Here is a 15537-nt window from a genome sequence, read left to right as displayed (position 1 = left end):
AGGCTAGAGCTCTCGGCGCTCTCTGCCCAGCGCTTATCGCGGTACCCCAGGAGCAGCGTTGCATAAAACTGCCGCCACTCGTATAGTCATGCCATCAAGGAGGAGGGTTGCCGATGGTGTGGCGAGTGGCCGTGGCGGGGGCGAGCGGGTATGCGGGGGGCGAGCTGCTGCGCCTGCTCTGCGCGCATCCGGAGGTCGAGACCGGGGTGCTGACCGGCGGGTCGAACGCCGGGCGCCGGCTCGGGGAGCTGCAGCCGCAGCTGCTCCCGCTGGCCGAGCGGGTGCTGGAGCCGACCACCGCGGACGTGCTGAGCGGGCACGACGTGGTCTTCCTCGCGCTGCCGCACGGCCAGTCCGCCGCCGTGGCCGAGGCGCTCGGCGACGACGTGCTGGTGATCGACTGCGGCGCCGACTTCCGGCTCACCGACGCCGGGGCGTGGCAGCGCTTCTACGGCACGCCGCACGCCGGCAGCTGGCCGTACGGTCTGCCCGAGCTGCCCGGGACCCGCGACGCGATCAAGGGATCCAGGCGCGTCGCGGTCCCGGGCTGTTACCCGACGGCCGTCTCCCTCGCCCTCGCGCCCGCCTTCGCCGCCGGGCTCGCCGAGCCGGAGGCCGTGGTCGTCGCCGCGACCGGCACCTCCGGCGCCGGCAAGGCGCTCAAGCCGCACCTGCTGGGCAGCGAGGTGATGGGCTCCATGAGCCCGTACGGCGTCGGGGGCGTGCACCGGCACACGCCGGAGATGGCACAGAACCTCTCCGCCGCGGCGGGTGAGGAGGTGACCGTGTCGTTCACGCCGACGCTCGCGCCCATGCCCCGCGGCATCCTCGCGACCTGCACCGCTGCCGCCCGGCCGGGCACCGGCGCGGACGACGTGCGCGCCGCCTACGAGAAGGCCTACCGCGACGAACCGTTCGTGCAGGTGCTGCCCGAAGGGCGGTGGCCCGCCACCGGAGCGGTGTACGGCTCCAACACGGTGCAGCTGCAGACCGCGCTGGACGAGGCCGCCCGCCGCATCGTCGTGATCGCGGCCGTCGACAACCTGACCAAGGGCACCGCCGGCGGCGCGGTGCAGAGCATGAACCTCGCCCTCGGGCTCCCCGAGGAGACCGGACTTCCCACGATCGGAGTGTCGCCGTGAGTGTCACCGCACCCGCAGGATTCACCGCGGCGGGCGTCGCCGCCGGGATCAAGGACAGCGGCGGCCGCGATCTCGCCCTGGTCGTCAACGAGGGCCCCAGCCGGGCGGCGGCGGGCGTCTTCACCGCCAACCGCGTGAAGGCCGCCCCCGTCCTGTGGTCCGAGCAGGTCCTGCGCGGCGGCCTGGTCTCCGCAGTCGTGCTCAACTCCGGCGGCGCCAACGCCTGTACCGGCCCCGCCGGCTTCCAGGACACGCACGCCACCGCGGAGAAGGCGGCCGCGACGCTGGGGCACAGCGCCGCCGAGATCGCCGTCGCCTCCACCGGCCTCATCGGCGCCCGGCTCCCGATGGACGAGCTGCTCGCCGGCATCGACACCGCCGCCGGCGAACTGTCCCGGCACGGCGGGGAGAAGGCCGCCCTCGCCATCAAGACCACCGACACCGTGCACAAGACGGCCGTCGCCGAACGCGACGGCTGGACGGTGGGCGGCATGGCGAAGGGTGCCGGCATGCTCGCCCCGAGCCTGGCGACCATGCTGGTCGTGCTCACCACCGACGCCGACCTGGAGAGCGCCGAGCTGGACAAGGCGCTGCGCGCCGCCACACGCACCACCTTCGAGCGCGTCGACTCCGACGGCTGCCTGTCCACCAACGACACCGTGCTGCTGCTCGCCTCCGGCGCCTCGGGCGTCGCGCCCGGGCACGAGGCGTTCGCCGAGGCCGTACGGGAGGTGTGCGCCGACCTGGCGCGGCAGCTCGTCGGGGACGCGGAGGGGGCGTCCAAGGACATCCGCATCGAGGTGACGGGCGCCGCCACCGAGGACGACGCCGTCGAGGTCGGCCGCGCCGTCGCCCGCAACAACCTCCTCAAGTGCGCCGTGCACGGTGAGGACCCGAACTGGGGCCGGGTGCTCTCCGCGATCGGCAACACCTCGGCCGCCTTCGAGCCGGACCGGCTCGACGTGGCCGTCAACGGCGTGTGGGTGTGCCGCGGCGGCGCGGTCGGCGAGGACCGCGACCTGGTCGACATGCGCTACCGCGAGGTCCGCATCACCGCCGACCTGGCCGCCGGAACCGAGTCCGCGGTGATCTGGACCAACGATCTCACCGCCGACTACGTCCACGAGAACAGCGCGTACAGCTCATGACCGCCCTGCGGACCTCGACGCGCAGGCACACGGCGCTGCCCAAGGCGCAGACCCTCATCGAGGCGCTGCCCTGGCTGACCCGGCACCACGGCAGGACCGTGGTGATCAAGTTCGGCGGCAACGCCATGGTCGACGACGAGCTGAAGGCCGCCTTCGCGCAGGACGTGGTCTTCCTGCGGCACGCCGGACTGCGTCCCGTCGTCGTGCACGGCGGCGGCCCGCAGATCAGCGCCCAACTCGACCGTCTCGGACTGGAGTCGGAGTTCCGGGCCGGGCTGCGGGTCACCACGCGGGAGACGATGGACGTGGTGCGGATGGTGCTGGCCGGGCAGGTGCAGCGGGAGCTGGTGGGGCTGCTCAACCGGCACGGACCCTTCGCGGTCGGCATGACCGGCGAGGACGCGCACACCCTGACCGCGACCAAGCGGCTGGCCGAGATCGACGGCGAGCCGGTCGACCTCGGCCGGGTCGGCGACATCGTCGGCGTCGATGCCGGCGCCGTCGAGGCGCTGCTGGAGGACGGGCGCATCCCGGTCGTCTCCTCCATCGCCCGCAGCTCCGACGACGAACACGTCTACAACATCAACGCCGACACCGCGGCCGCCGCACTCGCCGCGGCGCTCGGGGCGGAGACGCTGATGGTCCTCACCGACGTCGAGGGCCTGTACGCGGACTGGCCGCACAGCGACGACGTGCTCAGCCGGCTCACCGCCGCCGAACTGGAGAAGCTCCTCCCGGGCCTTGCCAGCGGCATGGTGCCCAAGATGGAGGGCTGCCTGCACGCCGTCCGCAACGGCGTGCGCACCGCCCGGATCCTCGACGGCCGCGTGCAGCACTCGATCCTGCTGGAGATCTTCACCGACGAGGGCATCGGCACCATGGTCGTGCCGGACCCGCCCGCCCCGACGCCCGAGGAGGCGGCATCGTGACCGGTCGCAACGCCGCACAGCTGGACCGCTGGCAGCAGACCCTGATGGACAACTACGGCACTCCGCGTCTCCCGCTGACGCACGGTGAGGGAGTGCGGCTGTGGGACGCCGACGGCCGCGGCTACCTCGACTTCACCGGCGGCATCGCGGTCAACGCCCTGGGCACCGGTCACCCGGCCGTGGTCCGCGCCGTCTCCGACCAGATCGCCACCCTCGGCCACGTGTCCAACCTCTTCGCCGCGGAGCCGCCGCTCGCGCTGGCCGAACGGCTGCTGGAGATCGCCGGTCTGCCGGGCCGGGTGTACTTCTCCAACTCCGGTGCCGAAGCCGTGGAGGCCGCCTTCAAGATCGGCCGCCGCACCGGGCGGCCCCACATGGTGGCCACCGACGGCGGCTTCCACGGCCGCACCATGGGTGCTCTGGCCCTCACCGGCCAGCCCGCGAAGCAGGAGCCGTTCCTCCCGCTGCCCGGCCGGGTCACGCACGTCCCGTTCGGCGACGCCGACGCGCTGCGCGAGGCCGTCACCCCCGACACCGCGCTGTTCGTCGTCGAACCCGTCCAGGGCGAGAACGGCGTCGTGGTGCCGCCGGAGGGTTACCTCGCCGCAGCCCGCGAGATCACCCGCGCGACCGGCACGCTGCTGGTCGTCGACGAGATCCAGACCGGCATCGGGCGCACCGGCCACTGGCTGGAGTGCCGGGCCCAGGGCGTCGAACCCGATGTCGTCACTCTCGCCAAGGGACTCGGCGGCGGGCTGCCGATCGGCGCCACCCTCGCCTTCGGGCCGGCCGCCGGCCTGCTGACCCCCGGGCAGCACGGCTCCACGTTCGGCGGCAACCCGGTGTCCTGCGCGGCGGCCCTGGCCGTTCTCGACACTCTGGCCGCCGACAGCGTGCTGGAGAACGTCAAACGCGTCGGCACGCGCCTGCGGGAATCCCTCACCGCACTCGGCCACCCGTTGCTCGACCACGTCCGCGGTGCGGGACTGCTGCTCGGTATGGTGCTCACCGAGCCCCTCGCGCCTCGCGTGCAACAGGCGGCTCAGGACGCGGGGTTCCTGGTGAACGCGGTCGCGCCGGACGTCGTCCGGCTCGCTCCGCCGCTGATCATCGGGGAGGACGACGCCGACGCGCTCGTCCGGGCGCTCCCGGCGGTCCTCGACACAGCCCGCGGCGCCGGCTGACAGCGCCGCCCGACGAGGAAACGGGGACGATGACCGAAGAGCAGCACAGCGGCCAGGCCGTGCCGCACACGCGCACGGCCCGGCACCGCCGCATCGTGGACATCCTGAACCGGCAGCCGGTCCGGTCGCAGAGCCAGCTCGCCAGGCTCCTCGCCGACGACGGCCTCTCCGTCACCCAGGCCACGCTCTCCCGCGACCTGGACGAACTGGGTGCGGTGAAGATCCGCAACACCGGGGGCGAGCTGATCTACGCCGTGCCGGGCGAGGGCGGCGACCGGAGGCCGCGTGCTCCGCTGGGGGAGTCCGCCAGCGAGGCGCGGATGGCCCGGCTGGCGGGCGAACTGCTGATCTCGGCCGAGGCGTCGGCCAACCTGGTGGTGCTGCGCACCCCGCCCGGCGCCGCCCAGTTCCTCGCCTCGGCGATCGACCAGGGCGAGGTGCACCAGATCATCGGCACCATCGCCGGTGACGACACCCTGCTGCTGATCAGCCGGGACCCCGACGGGGGCCAGGCACTGGCCGACCACCTGCTGCACCTGGCCCAGAAGGAACGCTGACCCGCACCCCCGTCTGCCCCGGCGGACGGCTGCCGGGCGCCGGGCACGCCGTCCCCGTGCTGTGCTGGTCCCATGGGTGCACCACAGTGGAACGTGCGGATCCGGCGGATCTACGACGAGCCGGAGGAGGCGGACGGCGCCCGGGTCCTGATCGACCGCCTCTGGCCGCGCGGGGTGTCCCGGGAGAAGGCGCGGCTCGACGACTGGGTGAAGGACGTCGCACCGTCCGACGAGCTGCGCCGCTGGTACCGCCACGACCCCGAGCACTACGCCGGCTTCGCCCGCCGGTACCGGGCGGAGCTGGCCGAGCCCGGACGCGCGGAGGCGCTGGACCGCTTGCGTGAGCGCGCCGCCACCGGACCCCTCACGCTGCTGACCGCCACCCGGAACGTCGGCCACAGTCACGCCACCGTCCTCGCCGAGGAGCTGTCGGCACCTCGCTGACCTGCGGATTCTCTTCCAGGGCCCCGGACGCCGCACTCGCGCCGCGCCGCGCCTTTGACGAAGCATGCAGTGGAGTGCATACTTATACCCATCAGCGCATGCTTCCTAAGGAGACTCCCGTGACCGAGCGCGTCGTACTCGCATACTCCGGCGGCCTGGACACCTCCGTCGCCATCGGCTGGATCGCCGAGGAGACCGGTGCAGAGGTGGTCGCCGTCGCCGTGGACGTCGGCCAGGGCGGCGAGGACCTGGACGTCATCCGCAAGCGTGCGCTCGCCTGCGGTGCCGTCGAGGCCGAGGTCGCCGACGCCAAGGACGAGTTCGCCGAGGAGTACTGCCTCCCGGCGATCAAGGCCAACGCCCTGTACATGGACCGCTATCCGCTGGTCTCGGCGCTCTCCCGGCCGACCATCGTCAAGCACCTGGTCGCCGCCGCCCGGAAGCACGGCGCCTCCACCGTCGCCCACGGCTGCACCGGCAAGGGCAACGACCAGGTGCGGTTCGAGGCCGGTATCTCCTCCCTCGCCCCCGACCTGACGTGCATCGCCCCGGTCCGGGACTACGCGATGACCCGGGACAAGGCGATCGCGTTCTGCGAGGAGAAGGGCCTGCCCATCGCCACCTCCAAGAAGTCCCCGTACTCCATCGACCAGAACGTCTTCGGGCGGGCCGTGGAGACCGGTTTCCTGGAGGACATCTGGAACGCGCCGATCGAGGACGTCTACGAGTACACCGAGAACCCGGCCCTCCCCCGGGAGGCCGACGAGGTGACGATCACCTTCGACAAGGGCGTCCCGGTCGCGATCGACGGCAAGCAGGTCACCGTGCTGCAGGCCATCCAGCAGCTCAACGAACGGGCGGGTGCTCACGGCGTCGGCCGGATCGACATGGTCGAGGACCGGCTCGTGGGCATCAAGTCGCGGGAGGTGTACGAGTCGCCCGGCGGCATCGCGCTCATCACCGCGCACCAGGAGCTGGAGAACGTCACCGTCGAGCGGGAACTCGCCCGCTACAAGCGGCAGGTCGAGCAGCGGTGGGCCGAACTCGTCTACGACGGCATGTGGTTCTCCCCGCTGAAGCGGGCCCTGGACGGCTTCGTCGAGCAGGCCAACGAGCACGTCAGCGGCGACATCCGGATGACGCTCCAGGGCGGCCGGGCCGTCGTCACCGGCCGGCGGTCGGCGAGCTCGCTCTACGACTTCAACCTGGCGACGTACGACAGCGGTGACACCTTCGACCAGTCCCTGTCCAAGGGCTTCATCGAGATCTTCGGCATGTCGAGCAAGATCGCCGCGAAGCGGGACCTGCACCAGGCGTAGCCTCGGGCCACCACGTACCGACCTCTCGCGGTCCTCGGGCGCCCCGGCCGGTCCGCCGGCCCGGGTGCCCGAGGGCGCCTGGCATCCTCAGGAGCAGAGCAGTGAGCACCAGCGACCACACCGACGACGTACGCCTCTGGGGCGGCCGGTTCGCGGACGGACCCTCCGAGGCGCTGGAGAAGCTCTCCGCCTCCGTCCACTTCGACTGGCGCCTCGCCCCCTACGACATCGCCGGCTCCCGTGCCCACGCCCGCGTGCTGCACACGGCCGGCCTGCTCACGGCCGACGAGCTGGAGAAGATGCTCGCCGGCCTGGACAGGCTCGAACGCGACGTCGCCGACGGCACGTTCACCGGCACCGTCGCCGACGAGGACGTGCACACCGCCCTGGAGCGGGGCCTGCTGGAACGGCTCGGTCCCGACCTCGGCGGCAAACTGCGCGCCGGCCGCTCCCGCAACGACCAGGTCGCCACCCTGTTCCGGATGTACCTGCGGGACCACGCCAGGATCATCGGCGGCCTGCTCGCCGACCTGAACGGGGCACTGACCGGGCTGGCCCAGGCCCACCCGGACGTCGCGATGCCCGGCCGCACGCATCTCCAGCACGCCCAGCCGGTGCTCTTCGCACACCACGTACTGGCCCACGCGCAGGCGCTCTCCCGGGACGCCGAACGCCTCCGGCAGTGGGACGAGCGCACCGCGGTCTCGCCCTACGGTTCGGGTGCCCTGGCCGGGTCCTCCCTCGGCCTGGACCCGGAGGCCGTGGCCGCCGAGCTGGGCTTCGAGCGCGGCTCGGCCGGCAACTCGATCGACGGGACCGCGTCGCGGGACTTCGTCGCGGAGTTCGCCTTCGTCACCGCCATGATCGGCGTGGACCTCTCCCGCATCGCGGAGGAGGTGATCCTGTGGAACACCAAGGAGTTCTCCTTCGTGACGCTCCACGACGCGTTCTCCACCGGTTCCTCGATCATGCCGCAGAAGAAGAACCCGGACATCGCCGAACTGGCCCGCGGCAAGTCCGGGCGGCTGATCGGCAACCTGACCGGCCTGCTCGCCACCCTCAAGGCGCTGCCGCTGGCCTACAACCGCGACCTCCAGGAGGACAAGGAGCCGGTCTTCGACTCCTGCGACCAGCTGGAGATCCTGCTGCCCGCCTTCACCGGCATGATGGCCACCCTCACCGTCAACCGGGAGCGCATGGCCGAACTCGCCCCCGCCGGCTTCTCGCTGGCCACCGACGTCGCCGAGTGGCTGGTCAAGCAGGGCGTGCCCTTCCGCGTCGCGCACGAGGTCGCGGGGGAGTGCGTCAAGGTCTGCGAGCAGCAGGGCATCGAGCTGGACGAACTGACCGACGAGCAGTTCGCGAAGATCTCCCCGCACCTGACGCCCGCGGTCCGGGCCGTACTCGACGTGCCCGGCGCGCTCGCCGCGCGGGACGGGCGCGGCGGTACCGCCCCGGCGGCGGTCGCACATCAGCTGGCCGAGGTCACGGCCGACCTGGCCGTGCAGCGTGAGTGGGCCGCCGCCCGCGACTGACGTCCGCCCCGTGCACCATCGATGTCTCCGGTGAGACACGCGTGTCTCACCGGAGATAGACTCGTGTCATGCTCCCGGACCGAGAAGCGCTCCTCCACGACGCGGCCGCCCACCTCGGCCGTCACCCGACCGCGTCGATGGACGACATCGCCCGCGCCGCCGGCATCAGCCGTGCCACGCTGCACCGCTGGTTCGCCGGCCGCGACGCGCTGGTGCGCGGTCTGGAGCAGCTCGGCATCAGCCGGGTGCGCGCCGCGGTGGACGCCGCCCGGCTGGAGGAGGGCGACCCGGGCGACGCGCTGCGCCGCCTGATCGCCGAGGCGGAGTCCTTCGCCGGCTTCCTCGGCTTCCTGATGTCCGAGAGCCAGCTCTTCGAGCCGGGAGCCGTCGACCCGGGCTGGACCGAAGCCGACGAGCGGATCGCCGCGCTGTTCCGGCGCGGCCAGGAGACCGGCGTCTTCCGCGTCGAACTCACCGCCTCCTTCCTCACCGAAGCCCTGTACGCCCTGGTCACCGCATCCGCCTGGGCGGTGCAGGAGGGCCGCGTCGCCGAACGCGATGCGGGCCCGATGACCGCCGAGCTGCTGCTCGGGGGCCTGCTGCGAAGGGACGCCCGGTGACCGCGCGGACGGACAAGACTGTCGGCGACGACCGTACGGGAGCTCGTGAACTCACCCGGCGGCAGCGCTGGCTGGCGCTGTCCGTGCTCGCCCTCGCCGTGCTGCTGGTGTGCATCGACGCCACGGTGCTCGCCCTCGCCACGCCCTTCCTGAGCGAGGACCTCGACCCTTCCAGCACCCAGTTGCTGTGGATCGGCGACGTGTACTCGTTCGTCATCGCCGGCCTGCTGGTCTCGATGGGCTCCCTGGGCGACCGGGTCGGCCGGAAGCGGCTGCTGCTCACCGGCTCGGTGATCTTCGGCGTCCTGTCCGCCCTGACGGCCTACGCGCACAGCGCCGAGGCCATGATCGCCTGGCGGGCGCTGATGGGCGTCGCCGGAGCGACCCTGATGCCCTCCACGCTGGCCCTCATCCGCAACATCTTCTCCAACCCCCGCGAGCGCAGCGTCGCCATCGGCATCTGGGGCGCCATGGCCTCGGCCGGTGCGGCGGTCGGCCCGGTGGTCGGCGGGTTCCTGCTGGAGCACTTCTGGTGGGGCTCGGTCTTCCTGCTGAACCTCCCGGTCATGGCGGTGCTCGTGGTCGTCGGTCTCCGGCTGCTGCCCGAGTCCCGCGACCCGGCCCCCGGCCCGTGGGACCTGCCCAGCGTCGCCCTCTCCATGATCGGCATCATCGGTGTGGTCTACGCGGTGAAGGAGGCGGCCGCGTACGGCCTGCGCTGGGACGTCGCCGCCGCGGCCACCCTCGGAGCCCTGTCGCTGGCCGCCTTCGTCCGCCGCCAGCTGCGGCTCCCCAAGCCGTTGCTGGACATGCGCCTCTTCCGCCGCCGCGGCTTCTCCGGAGCCGTGCTGGCCGACCTGCTGACCATCTTCGGACTCGCCGGCCTGGTGTTCTTCCTCTCCCAGTTCCTCCAGCTGGTACAGCTGCGCTCGCCCTTCGAGGCCGGGCTCGCGGAGCTGCCCGCCGGGGTCGGTGCGATCGCCGCGGGCCTGGTCGCCGGGCTGGTGGCCCGGCGCACCTCGGTGCGCGGCGCCGTCTCCGGGGGCCTGGCTGCCGTCGCCGTCGCCCTGGGCGCCGTCGCCGGACTGCGTCCCGTCAGCGACTACTGGGTGCTCGGGCTGCTGCTGCTGGTGCTCGGCCTGGGCGCCGGACTGTCCTTCACCGTCACGGCCGACATCATGCTGTCCACCGTGCCCAAGGAGCAGGCCGGGGCGGCCTCCGCCGTCTCCGAGACCGCCTACGAGCTGGGCTCGGCGCTCGGCATCGCCCTCCTCGGCTCCGTGGTCACCGGCTTCTACCGCGGCCACGCGGTCCCCGAGGGCATCCCCGCGGAAGCCGCCGAACAGGCCAGATCCTCCCTCGGAGGGGCGGTGGAGGCCGCCCGCGGCCTGCCCGGTCCGGCGGGGGAGCAGCTGCTCACCACCGCACAGGACGCCTTCACCGAAGGGCTGCGCGCGGGAGCCTCCGTCGCGGCGGTGGTGCTGCTGGCAGCGGCCGCGGCCTCCTGGCGCCTGCTCCGCGACCAGCGCCTGGAAGACTGACCACACCGGCCGGAAGGCCCCCGGCGAGGCGCGACGCGTAGTTCCCCCGAAGCGGGGCACCCGCCGCTCGTCCCACACGTGAGACGTGAGACGTGAGACGAGGAGAGACCCATGGCCACCACCGTGCGCCACCGAACGGACCACCACCCGGAGCAGGCCCCGGTCGGAGAGCTGGTCAAGCGGGCATCCGAGCAGCTGTCGGAGATCGTGCGCAGCGAGATGCGGCTCGCCCAGGCGGAGATGAAGGAGAAGGGGAAGCGGGCCGGCCTCGGCGGCGGCATGTTCGGCGGCGCCGCGCTGTTCGCCCTTGTCGCCCTCCAGGTACTGGTCGCGGCCGCCGTGGCGGCCGTCGCGCTGGTGCTGTCCGTGTGGCTCGCCGCTCTGGTCGTCGCGGCCGGTCTGCTGCTGGTCGCCGGACTGCTGGCGCTGATCGGCAGGACCGAGATCCGGCGGGCGACGCCGGCGAAACCCGAGCGGACGATCGGCAGCGTACGCGCCGACGTGCAGGCGATCAGGGAAGGAGCGCACCGATGAGCCGCGCATCACACAACGGAGGACAGACCACGGCCTCCCCGGCGGAACTGCGGGCCGAGGTCGAGCACGCCCGCGAACAACTCGCCGACACCGTCTCCCAGCTCGCCGCCAAGGCCGACATCAGGTCCCGCGCCCAGCGGAAGGCCCAGGACACCCGCGCCCGGATGCAGCACCACGGCCGGCACGCCGCCGACCAGGGAGGCGGACGACAGGGCGCGATGGCCGCGGTCGGAGGCGGCGTGCTGCTCCTGGCCGTCGTCGCCGCGCTGCTCCACAAGCGGCGCCGGACCTGAGAGGCGGGACCCATGCAGACGGATCAGGCCCTCTACAAGCCGTTCACCATGGTCGTCACGCTGACCAGCGGCATGCTGGCCGGAGCGGTCTTCCAGAAGGTCTGGAAACTGGCGGCGCACGAGGACGACGCTCCGGACGCGACCGACGAGGAGCGCGCCTGGGCCGAGATCCTCATGGCCGCGGCACTCCAGGGCGCACTCCTCGGGCTCACCAAGGCGATCCTCAACCGCGGCGGGGCCAAGGGCGTCCGCAAGCTGACCGGCACCTGGCCGGCCTGACCGCCTCCCCGGGCCGTTTTACCCGGGGAGGGCGCTGCCGGGACGGGCCGGTGCCGGGCGCCGGCACCGTGCGCCGCGCCCGCGGGGTCAGGCCGCCCGCGCCTTGGTGGCGTACATGTCCACGTACTCCTGACCGGACAGCTCCCTGACCTCGCTCATCACCTCGTCGGTCACGGCGCGCAGCACGTAGCGGTCGCGGTCCATGCCCTCGTAGCGGGAGAAGTCCAGCGGCTCGCCGAAGCGCACCCGGATGCGGTGGCCGCCGCCGACGCGCGGCAGCCCGCTGCCGCCGGGCTGCACCCGATCGGTGCCGATCATCGCGAACGGCACCACCGGCGCGCCCGTCATCAGCGCCAGCCGGGCGATCCCGGTGCGGCCCCGGTACAGGCGGCCGTCGGGGGAGCGGGTGCCCTCCGGGTAGATGCCGAAGACGTTGCCGCCGTCCAGCACCCGGCGCCCGGTCATCAGTGCCGCGACACCGCCGCGCCCGCCGTCCCGGTCCACCGGGATCATCCCCACGCCGGTGAAGAACCACGCCATGAGGCGGCCCTTGAGTCCCTTGCCGGTGACGTACTCGTCCTTCCCGATGAAGAAGACCTGACGGCGGGTCACCACCGGCAGGATCATCGAGTCGATGAACGTCAGGTGGTTGCCCGCCAGAATGACCGGCCCGCTGCCGGGGATGCGCTCCGCGTTCTCCACCTGCGGCCGCAACAGCAGGCGCAGCACCGAGCCGAGCACCGTCTTGATCAGCAGGAAGCGGGACAACGGATCCTCCGGTCGACGTCTGTGACGCGGCCCGTCCGATGGCGCCACGCAGGTGAGGACGATACTCGCCGAAGGCCCCGCGAGCCGAACCGGCCCGTGCCCGGCGCCGGTCCCGCCCGTGCTGTTTCCGCCATGTTCGGCCTGCCGTCTCCCGCCGGGACCCCGCCGCCCCTACCATCGGCCCGCGCCCGCGACCGGAGCGGACGACGCGCACCGACGGAAGACCGACGCAACAGGGGAGAGCGCATGGACGACCAGCAGCGTCCCGGCCGCAGAAGCGTGTTGGGCGCCGCGGCCCTCGGAGCCGGGGCGGCGGCCCTCGGCGCCGCCGGCACCGCGCGGGCCGACGACCGCGGAACGGACCGTGCCGGTCGCGGCGGACGGCACCGCCTGCCCGTGCCCGCGGTCGTCGCCCACCGCGGCGCCAGCGGCTACCGGCCCGAGCACACCCTCGGGGCCTACCAGCTCGCCCTGGACATGGGCGCCGACGTCATCGAGCAGGACCTCGTCGCCACACGCGACGGCCACCTGGTGTGCCGCCACGAGAACGACATCACCGGCACCACGGACGTCGCGGACCACCCCGAGTTCGCGGGCCGCCACACCACCAAGTCCATCGACGGCACCGAGATCACCGGCTGGTTCACCGAGGACTTCACCCTCGCCGAGCTCAAGACCCTGCGCGCCGTGGAACGTCTCCCGGAGCGGCGGCAGCACAACACCCTCTACGACGGCCGCTGGCAGGTGCCGTCCTTCGAGGAGGTGCTGCGCTGGGCCGAGGAGGAGGGCCGGCGCCGTCGCCGCCCGGTGTGGCTGCACATCGAGACGAAGCACCCGTCCTACTTCCGCTCCCTCGACCTCGGCCTGGAGGAGCGTCTCGCCCGGCTGCTGCGCCGCTTCGGCCGCCACCGGCGCCACGCCCCCAACTTCGTGCAGTCCTTCGAGCCCAGCAGCATCGAGCGGATGCACCGCCTGGTGGACTGCCCCGGTGTGGTGCTGCTGTGGACCGCGGACTCCCGGCCGTGGGACTTCGTGCAGGCCGGCGACCCGCGCACGGTGGCCGACCTGGTCACGCCCGAGGGCCTGGAATGGATCGCCGGCTTCGCCCGCGGCATCGGCCCGGTCGCCGACCTCGTCATCCCGAAGAACGCGGACGGCTCCCTCGGGGAACCCACCACCCTCGTCCGCGACGCCCACGCGCAGGGACTCGTGCTGCACCCGTACACCATGCGGAACGAGAACGCCTTCCTGCCGACGGAGTTCCGCCGCGGCGAGGACCCGAACGCGTACGGCGACGCGTTCGGCGCCTTCCGTGCCTACTTCGCGACCGGCATCGACGCGATCTTCACCGACAACCCCGACACGGGCCTGCTCGCGGCCGAGGACTTCCGCGACCGCTGAAGCCGGGCGGCCGGCGAAGTCCGGGACGGCGGCGGCCGGTTCGCCGCCGCCGTCCCGGCGTCACCCCGGCGTGCGCGGTTCGCCCGTACGCGCCGGGGAAGGCCACCCGCGGGAGTGAGTGCGGCCGGCGGCGGAAACCGCGGCGGGTGCCCGGCCGTCACGGCGGACATGACCACCCGCGAACTCCCCGCGCACCTCGACGTCCTGCTGGCGGCGGAGTGCACCGCCGAGTCGCACGGCACCGGCGCCGACCCCGACGACGTGCGCCAGGCGGTGCGCCTGCGCTGGCTGGAGCACGTCCGGGAGGGCGCCCCGCCGTCCGCCCCCGCCGCCTGGCTCCGCGCCGCCGTGCGGGCCGAGATGCGGCACACCCGCCGGCGCAGCCGCCGCGAAGTGCCCCTGCACGAGCAGCCGTACGGCCCTCCGCCCCCGCCCGGCCCCGCCTCCGTGCTCGCCGCCGACGGCTACCACGACCCCGCCACCGCCGCGGAGGCACCGCTCCTGGCAGCCGAACGACGGCATGCGCTGCACGCGGCCGTCACCCGGCTGCCCGGCCGCTGCCCCCAGGTGCTCGCGGCACTGCTGGACGACGGCGATCGCACCTACCGGGAGATCGCCGCCGCATCGGGAATCTCACAGGGCAGCATCGGCCCGCTGCGTTCCCGTTGCCTGGCCTGCCTGCGCAGAATGCTCAGCACGGAGGTTGCGGCCCCGGCCGTCCGGGGAAGGGTGCGGTAGGCGACCTGCGCCACCAGGGCACGGGCGTGGGCGCGGCTCCCGCACCGCGCGCCCCGCCGACACCAGCGATCGGGAGGGCCTGCGCATGGGCACGAGCGTGACCATCTCTGCGGCGACCGACGACGACGCCGAACAGATCCTCAAACTCCAGTACCTCTGCTACCAGTCGGAGGCCGAGCTCTACGGGGACTGGCGCATCGAGCCGCTCACCCAGACCCTCGCCGACCTGCGCGGCGAACTGTCCGGCGGCTGCGTGCTCGTCGCGAGACTGGGTGACGAGGTCGTGGGCTCCGTGCGGGCCACCGTCGACGCCGACTCCACCGCCGCCATCAGCAGGCTCTGCGTGCACCCCCGGATGCGCCGCCACGGCCTGGGCGGCAGGCTGCTCACCCGGATCGAGGAACAGCTGGCCGCCGAGCGCGCCGCGAAGCGCTACCGGCTGCGTACCGGGCGCCGCAGCGAGCTGAATCTCCGCCTGTACCGGCGCTGCGGTTACGCGGCCGTCGGCACCGAGACCGGCACCGGGCCGCGGCGCGTCACCCTGGTCACGATGGAGAAGGAGGCCTCCGCGCAGGCCTTCACCACCGGAGCCTGAGCCGCGCGGTCCGACCGTCGCCGGGCCGTGTCCGCCGGACGGCACGCGCCGGTCAGACCGCGCGGCCCTGCCGCGAGCGCCGCAGCCACAGCATGCCGGTCACCGGCAGGGCCAGCGGCAGGAAGAGGTAGCCCATGCCGTAGTCCGACCACACGGTGCTGTCCGGGAAGGCGGCCGGATCCACGAGCGTCCAGGTGCCCACCACGAGGACCCCGAGCAGTTCCGCCGAACAGCAGACCAGCGCGAGGCGGCGGGCGCCCTCCCCGCCGCGGATCAGCGAGAAGGTGATGAACACGTACACCACCGCCGCCACCGCCGACAGCACGTAGGCCAGTGGCGCCTCGCCGTACTTCGTGGTCAGCTCGAAGACCGCGCGGGAGGTGGCGCCGACCGCGAAGATCCCGTAGAGGGTGACCAGCAGCCGGCCGGGGCCGGTGCCGATGCCCGGCAGGCCGGGCCCGCGCCCGGCCGTACGCCGCTGCCACAGCCGTTCGGCGCGCGTGCCGCGGT

18 protein-coding genes are annotated in these 15537 nt (G+C 73.2%); 16 read left to right on the top strand and 2 right to left on the bottom strand.

What is annotated here, in order from left to right; genetic code table 11:
* The first annotated feature begins 113 nt into the window (after positions 1-113).
* The 13 genes from argC (at position 114) to K304_RS0103965 (ending at position 11525) form a co-directional block, all read left to right on the top strand.
* Complete coding sequence (argC, locus tag K304_RS0104025; protein WP_027762695.1) at positions 114-1142, top strand: N-acetyl-gamma-glutamyl-phosphate reductase; 1029 nt, start codon at positions 114-116, stop codon at positions 1140-1142.
* Positions 1139-2290 carry a bifunctional glutamate N-acetyltransferase/amino-acid acetyltransferase ArgJ gene (argJ, locus tag K304_RS0104020; RefSeq protein ID WP_027762694.1) on the top strand — a complete coding sequence of 384 codons (1152 nt, stop codon included), beginning with the start codon at positions 1139-1141 and terminating at the stop codon, positions 2288-2290. Before argC ends, argJ begins: the two co-directional genes overlap by 4 nt.
* A complete protein-coding gene (gene argB / locus K304_RS0104015; RefSeq protein ID WP_027762693.1) occupies positions 2287-3219 on the top strand; it encodes an acetylglutamate kinase in 933 nt (310 codons plus the stop codon). The genes argJ and argB overlap by 4 nt, the downstream gene beginning before the upstream one ends.
* Before the next feature lie 44 nt (positions 3220-3263).
* Positions 3264-4403 (top strand): acetylornithine transaminase, encoded by a 1140-nt coding sequence (locus K304_RS0104010; RefSeq protein WP_078528545.1) that lies wholly within the window; start codon positions 3264-3266, stop codon positions 4401-4403.
* Between the two features lie 29 nt (positions 4404-4432).
* Positions 4433-4960: an arginine repressor gene (locus K304_RS0104005; RefSeq protein WP_027762691.1), complete on the top strand. Its 528-nt coding sequence runs from the start codon at positions 4433-4435 to the stop codon at positions 4958-4960.
* 72 nt (positions 4961-5032) lie between these two features.
* Entirely contained in the window at positions 5033-5404 is a 372-nt protein-coding gene (locus tag K304_RS0104000; protein ID WP_037789194.1) for a DUF488 family protein, N3 subclade, read from the top strand.
* A 119-nt stretch (positions 5405-5523) separates the two neighbouring features.
* Positions 5524-6723 (top strand): argininosuccinate synthase, encoded by a 1200-nt coding sequence (locus K304_RS0103995; protein ID WP_027762689.1) that lies wholly within the window; start codon positions 5524-5526, stop codon positions 6721-6723.
* A 101-nt stretch (positions 6724-6824) separates the two neighbouring features.
* Positions 6825-8258 (top strand): argininosuccinate lyase, encoded by a 1434-nt coding sequence (argH, locus tag K304_RS0103990; RefSeq protein WP_037789192.1) that lies wholly within the window; start codon positions 6825-6827, stop codon positions 8256-8258.
* A gap of 68 nt (positions 8259-8326) precedes the next feature.
* Positions 8327-8878: a TetR/AcrR family transcriptional regulator gene (locus K304_RS0103985; RefSeq protein ID WP_027762687.1), complete on the top strand. Its 552-nt coding sequence runs from the start codon at positions 8327-8329 to the stop codon at positions 8876-8878.
* Entirely contained in the window at positions 8875-10419 is a 1545-nt protein-coding gene (locus K304_RS0103980) for an MFS transporter (RefSeq protein ID WP_027762686.1), read from the top strand. Before K304_RS0103985 ends, K304_RS0103980 begins: the two co-directional genes overlap by 4 nt.
* Positions 10420-10530: 111 nt before the next feature.
* Positions 10531-10953 (top strand): phage holin family protein, encoded by a 423-nt coding sequence (locus K304_RS0103975; protein ID WP_051307841.1) that lies wholly within the window; start codon positions 10531-10533, stop codon positions 10951-10953.
* Complete coding sequence (locus K304_RS27165; protein ID WP_037789190.1) at positions 10950-11246, top strand: DUF3618 domain-containing protein; 297 nt, start codon at positions 10950-10952, stop codon at positions 11244-11246. The genes K304_RS0103975 and K304_RS27165 overlap by 4 nt, the downstream gene beginning before the upstream one ends.
* Positions 11247-11258: 12 nt before the next feature.
* Complete coding sequence (locus K304_RS0103965) at positions 11259-11525, top strand: DUF4235 domain-containing protein (protein WP_027762684.1); 267 nt, start codon at positions 11259-11261, stop codon at positions 11523-11525.
* Between the two features lie 87 nt (positions 11526-11612).
* On the opposite strand, the gene K304_RS0103960 is transcribed toward K304_RS0103965, so the two are convergent.
* A complete protein-coding gene (locus K304_RS0103960; protein ID WP_027762683.1) occupies positions 11613-12293 on the bottom strand; it encodes a lysophospholipid acyltransferase family protein in 681 nt (226 codons plus the stop codon).
* A gap of 246 nt (positions 12294-12539) precedes the next feature.
* Between K304_RS0103960 and K304_RS0103955 the strand changes: the two genes are divergently transcribed.
* The 3 genes from K304_RS0103955 (at position 12540) to K304_RS0103945 (ending at position 15027) form a co-directional block, all read left to right on the top strand.
* The gene (locus tag K304_RS0103955; protein ID WP_027762682.1) at positions 12540-13694 is read left to right on the top strand and encodes a glycerophosphodiester phosphodiesterase; all 1155 of its coding nucleotides are present in this window, start codon (positions 12540-12542) and stop codon (positions 13692-13694) included.
* Positions 13695-13862: 168 nt separating this feature from the next.
* Positions 13863-14432, top strand: coding sequence for a sigma-70 RNA polymerase sigma factor region 4 domain-containing protein (locus K304_RS27160; RefSeq protein ID WP_037789189.1), 570 nt, complete (start codon positions 13863-13865; stop codon positions 14430-14432).
* 85 nt (positions 14433-14517) lie between these two features.
* Positions 14518-15027, top strand: coding sequence for a GNAT family N-acetyltransferase (locus K304_RS0103945; protein WP_027762681.1), 510 nt, complete (start codon positions 14518-14520; stop codon positions 15025-15027).
* 52 nt (positions 15028-15079) lie between these two features.
* Here K304_RS0103945 and K304_RS27155 read toward each other — a convergent pair whose 3' ends face one another.
* Positions 15080-15514 carry a hypothetical protein gene (locus K304_RS27155; RefSeq protein ID WP_037789257.1) on the bottom strand — a complete coding sequence of 145 codons (435 nt, stop codon included), beginning with the start codon at positions 15512-15514 and terminating at the stop codon, positions 15080-15082.
* Between the last annotated feature and the right edge of the window lie 23 nt (positions 15515-15537).

The organism is Streptomyces sp. CNS606 (assembly GCF_000426325.1).
The sequence above is the reverse complement of the archived record's forward strand: the minus strand, read 5'-3'. Positions and strand labels throughout refer to the sequence as shown.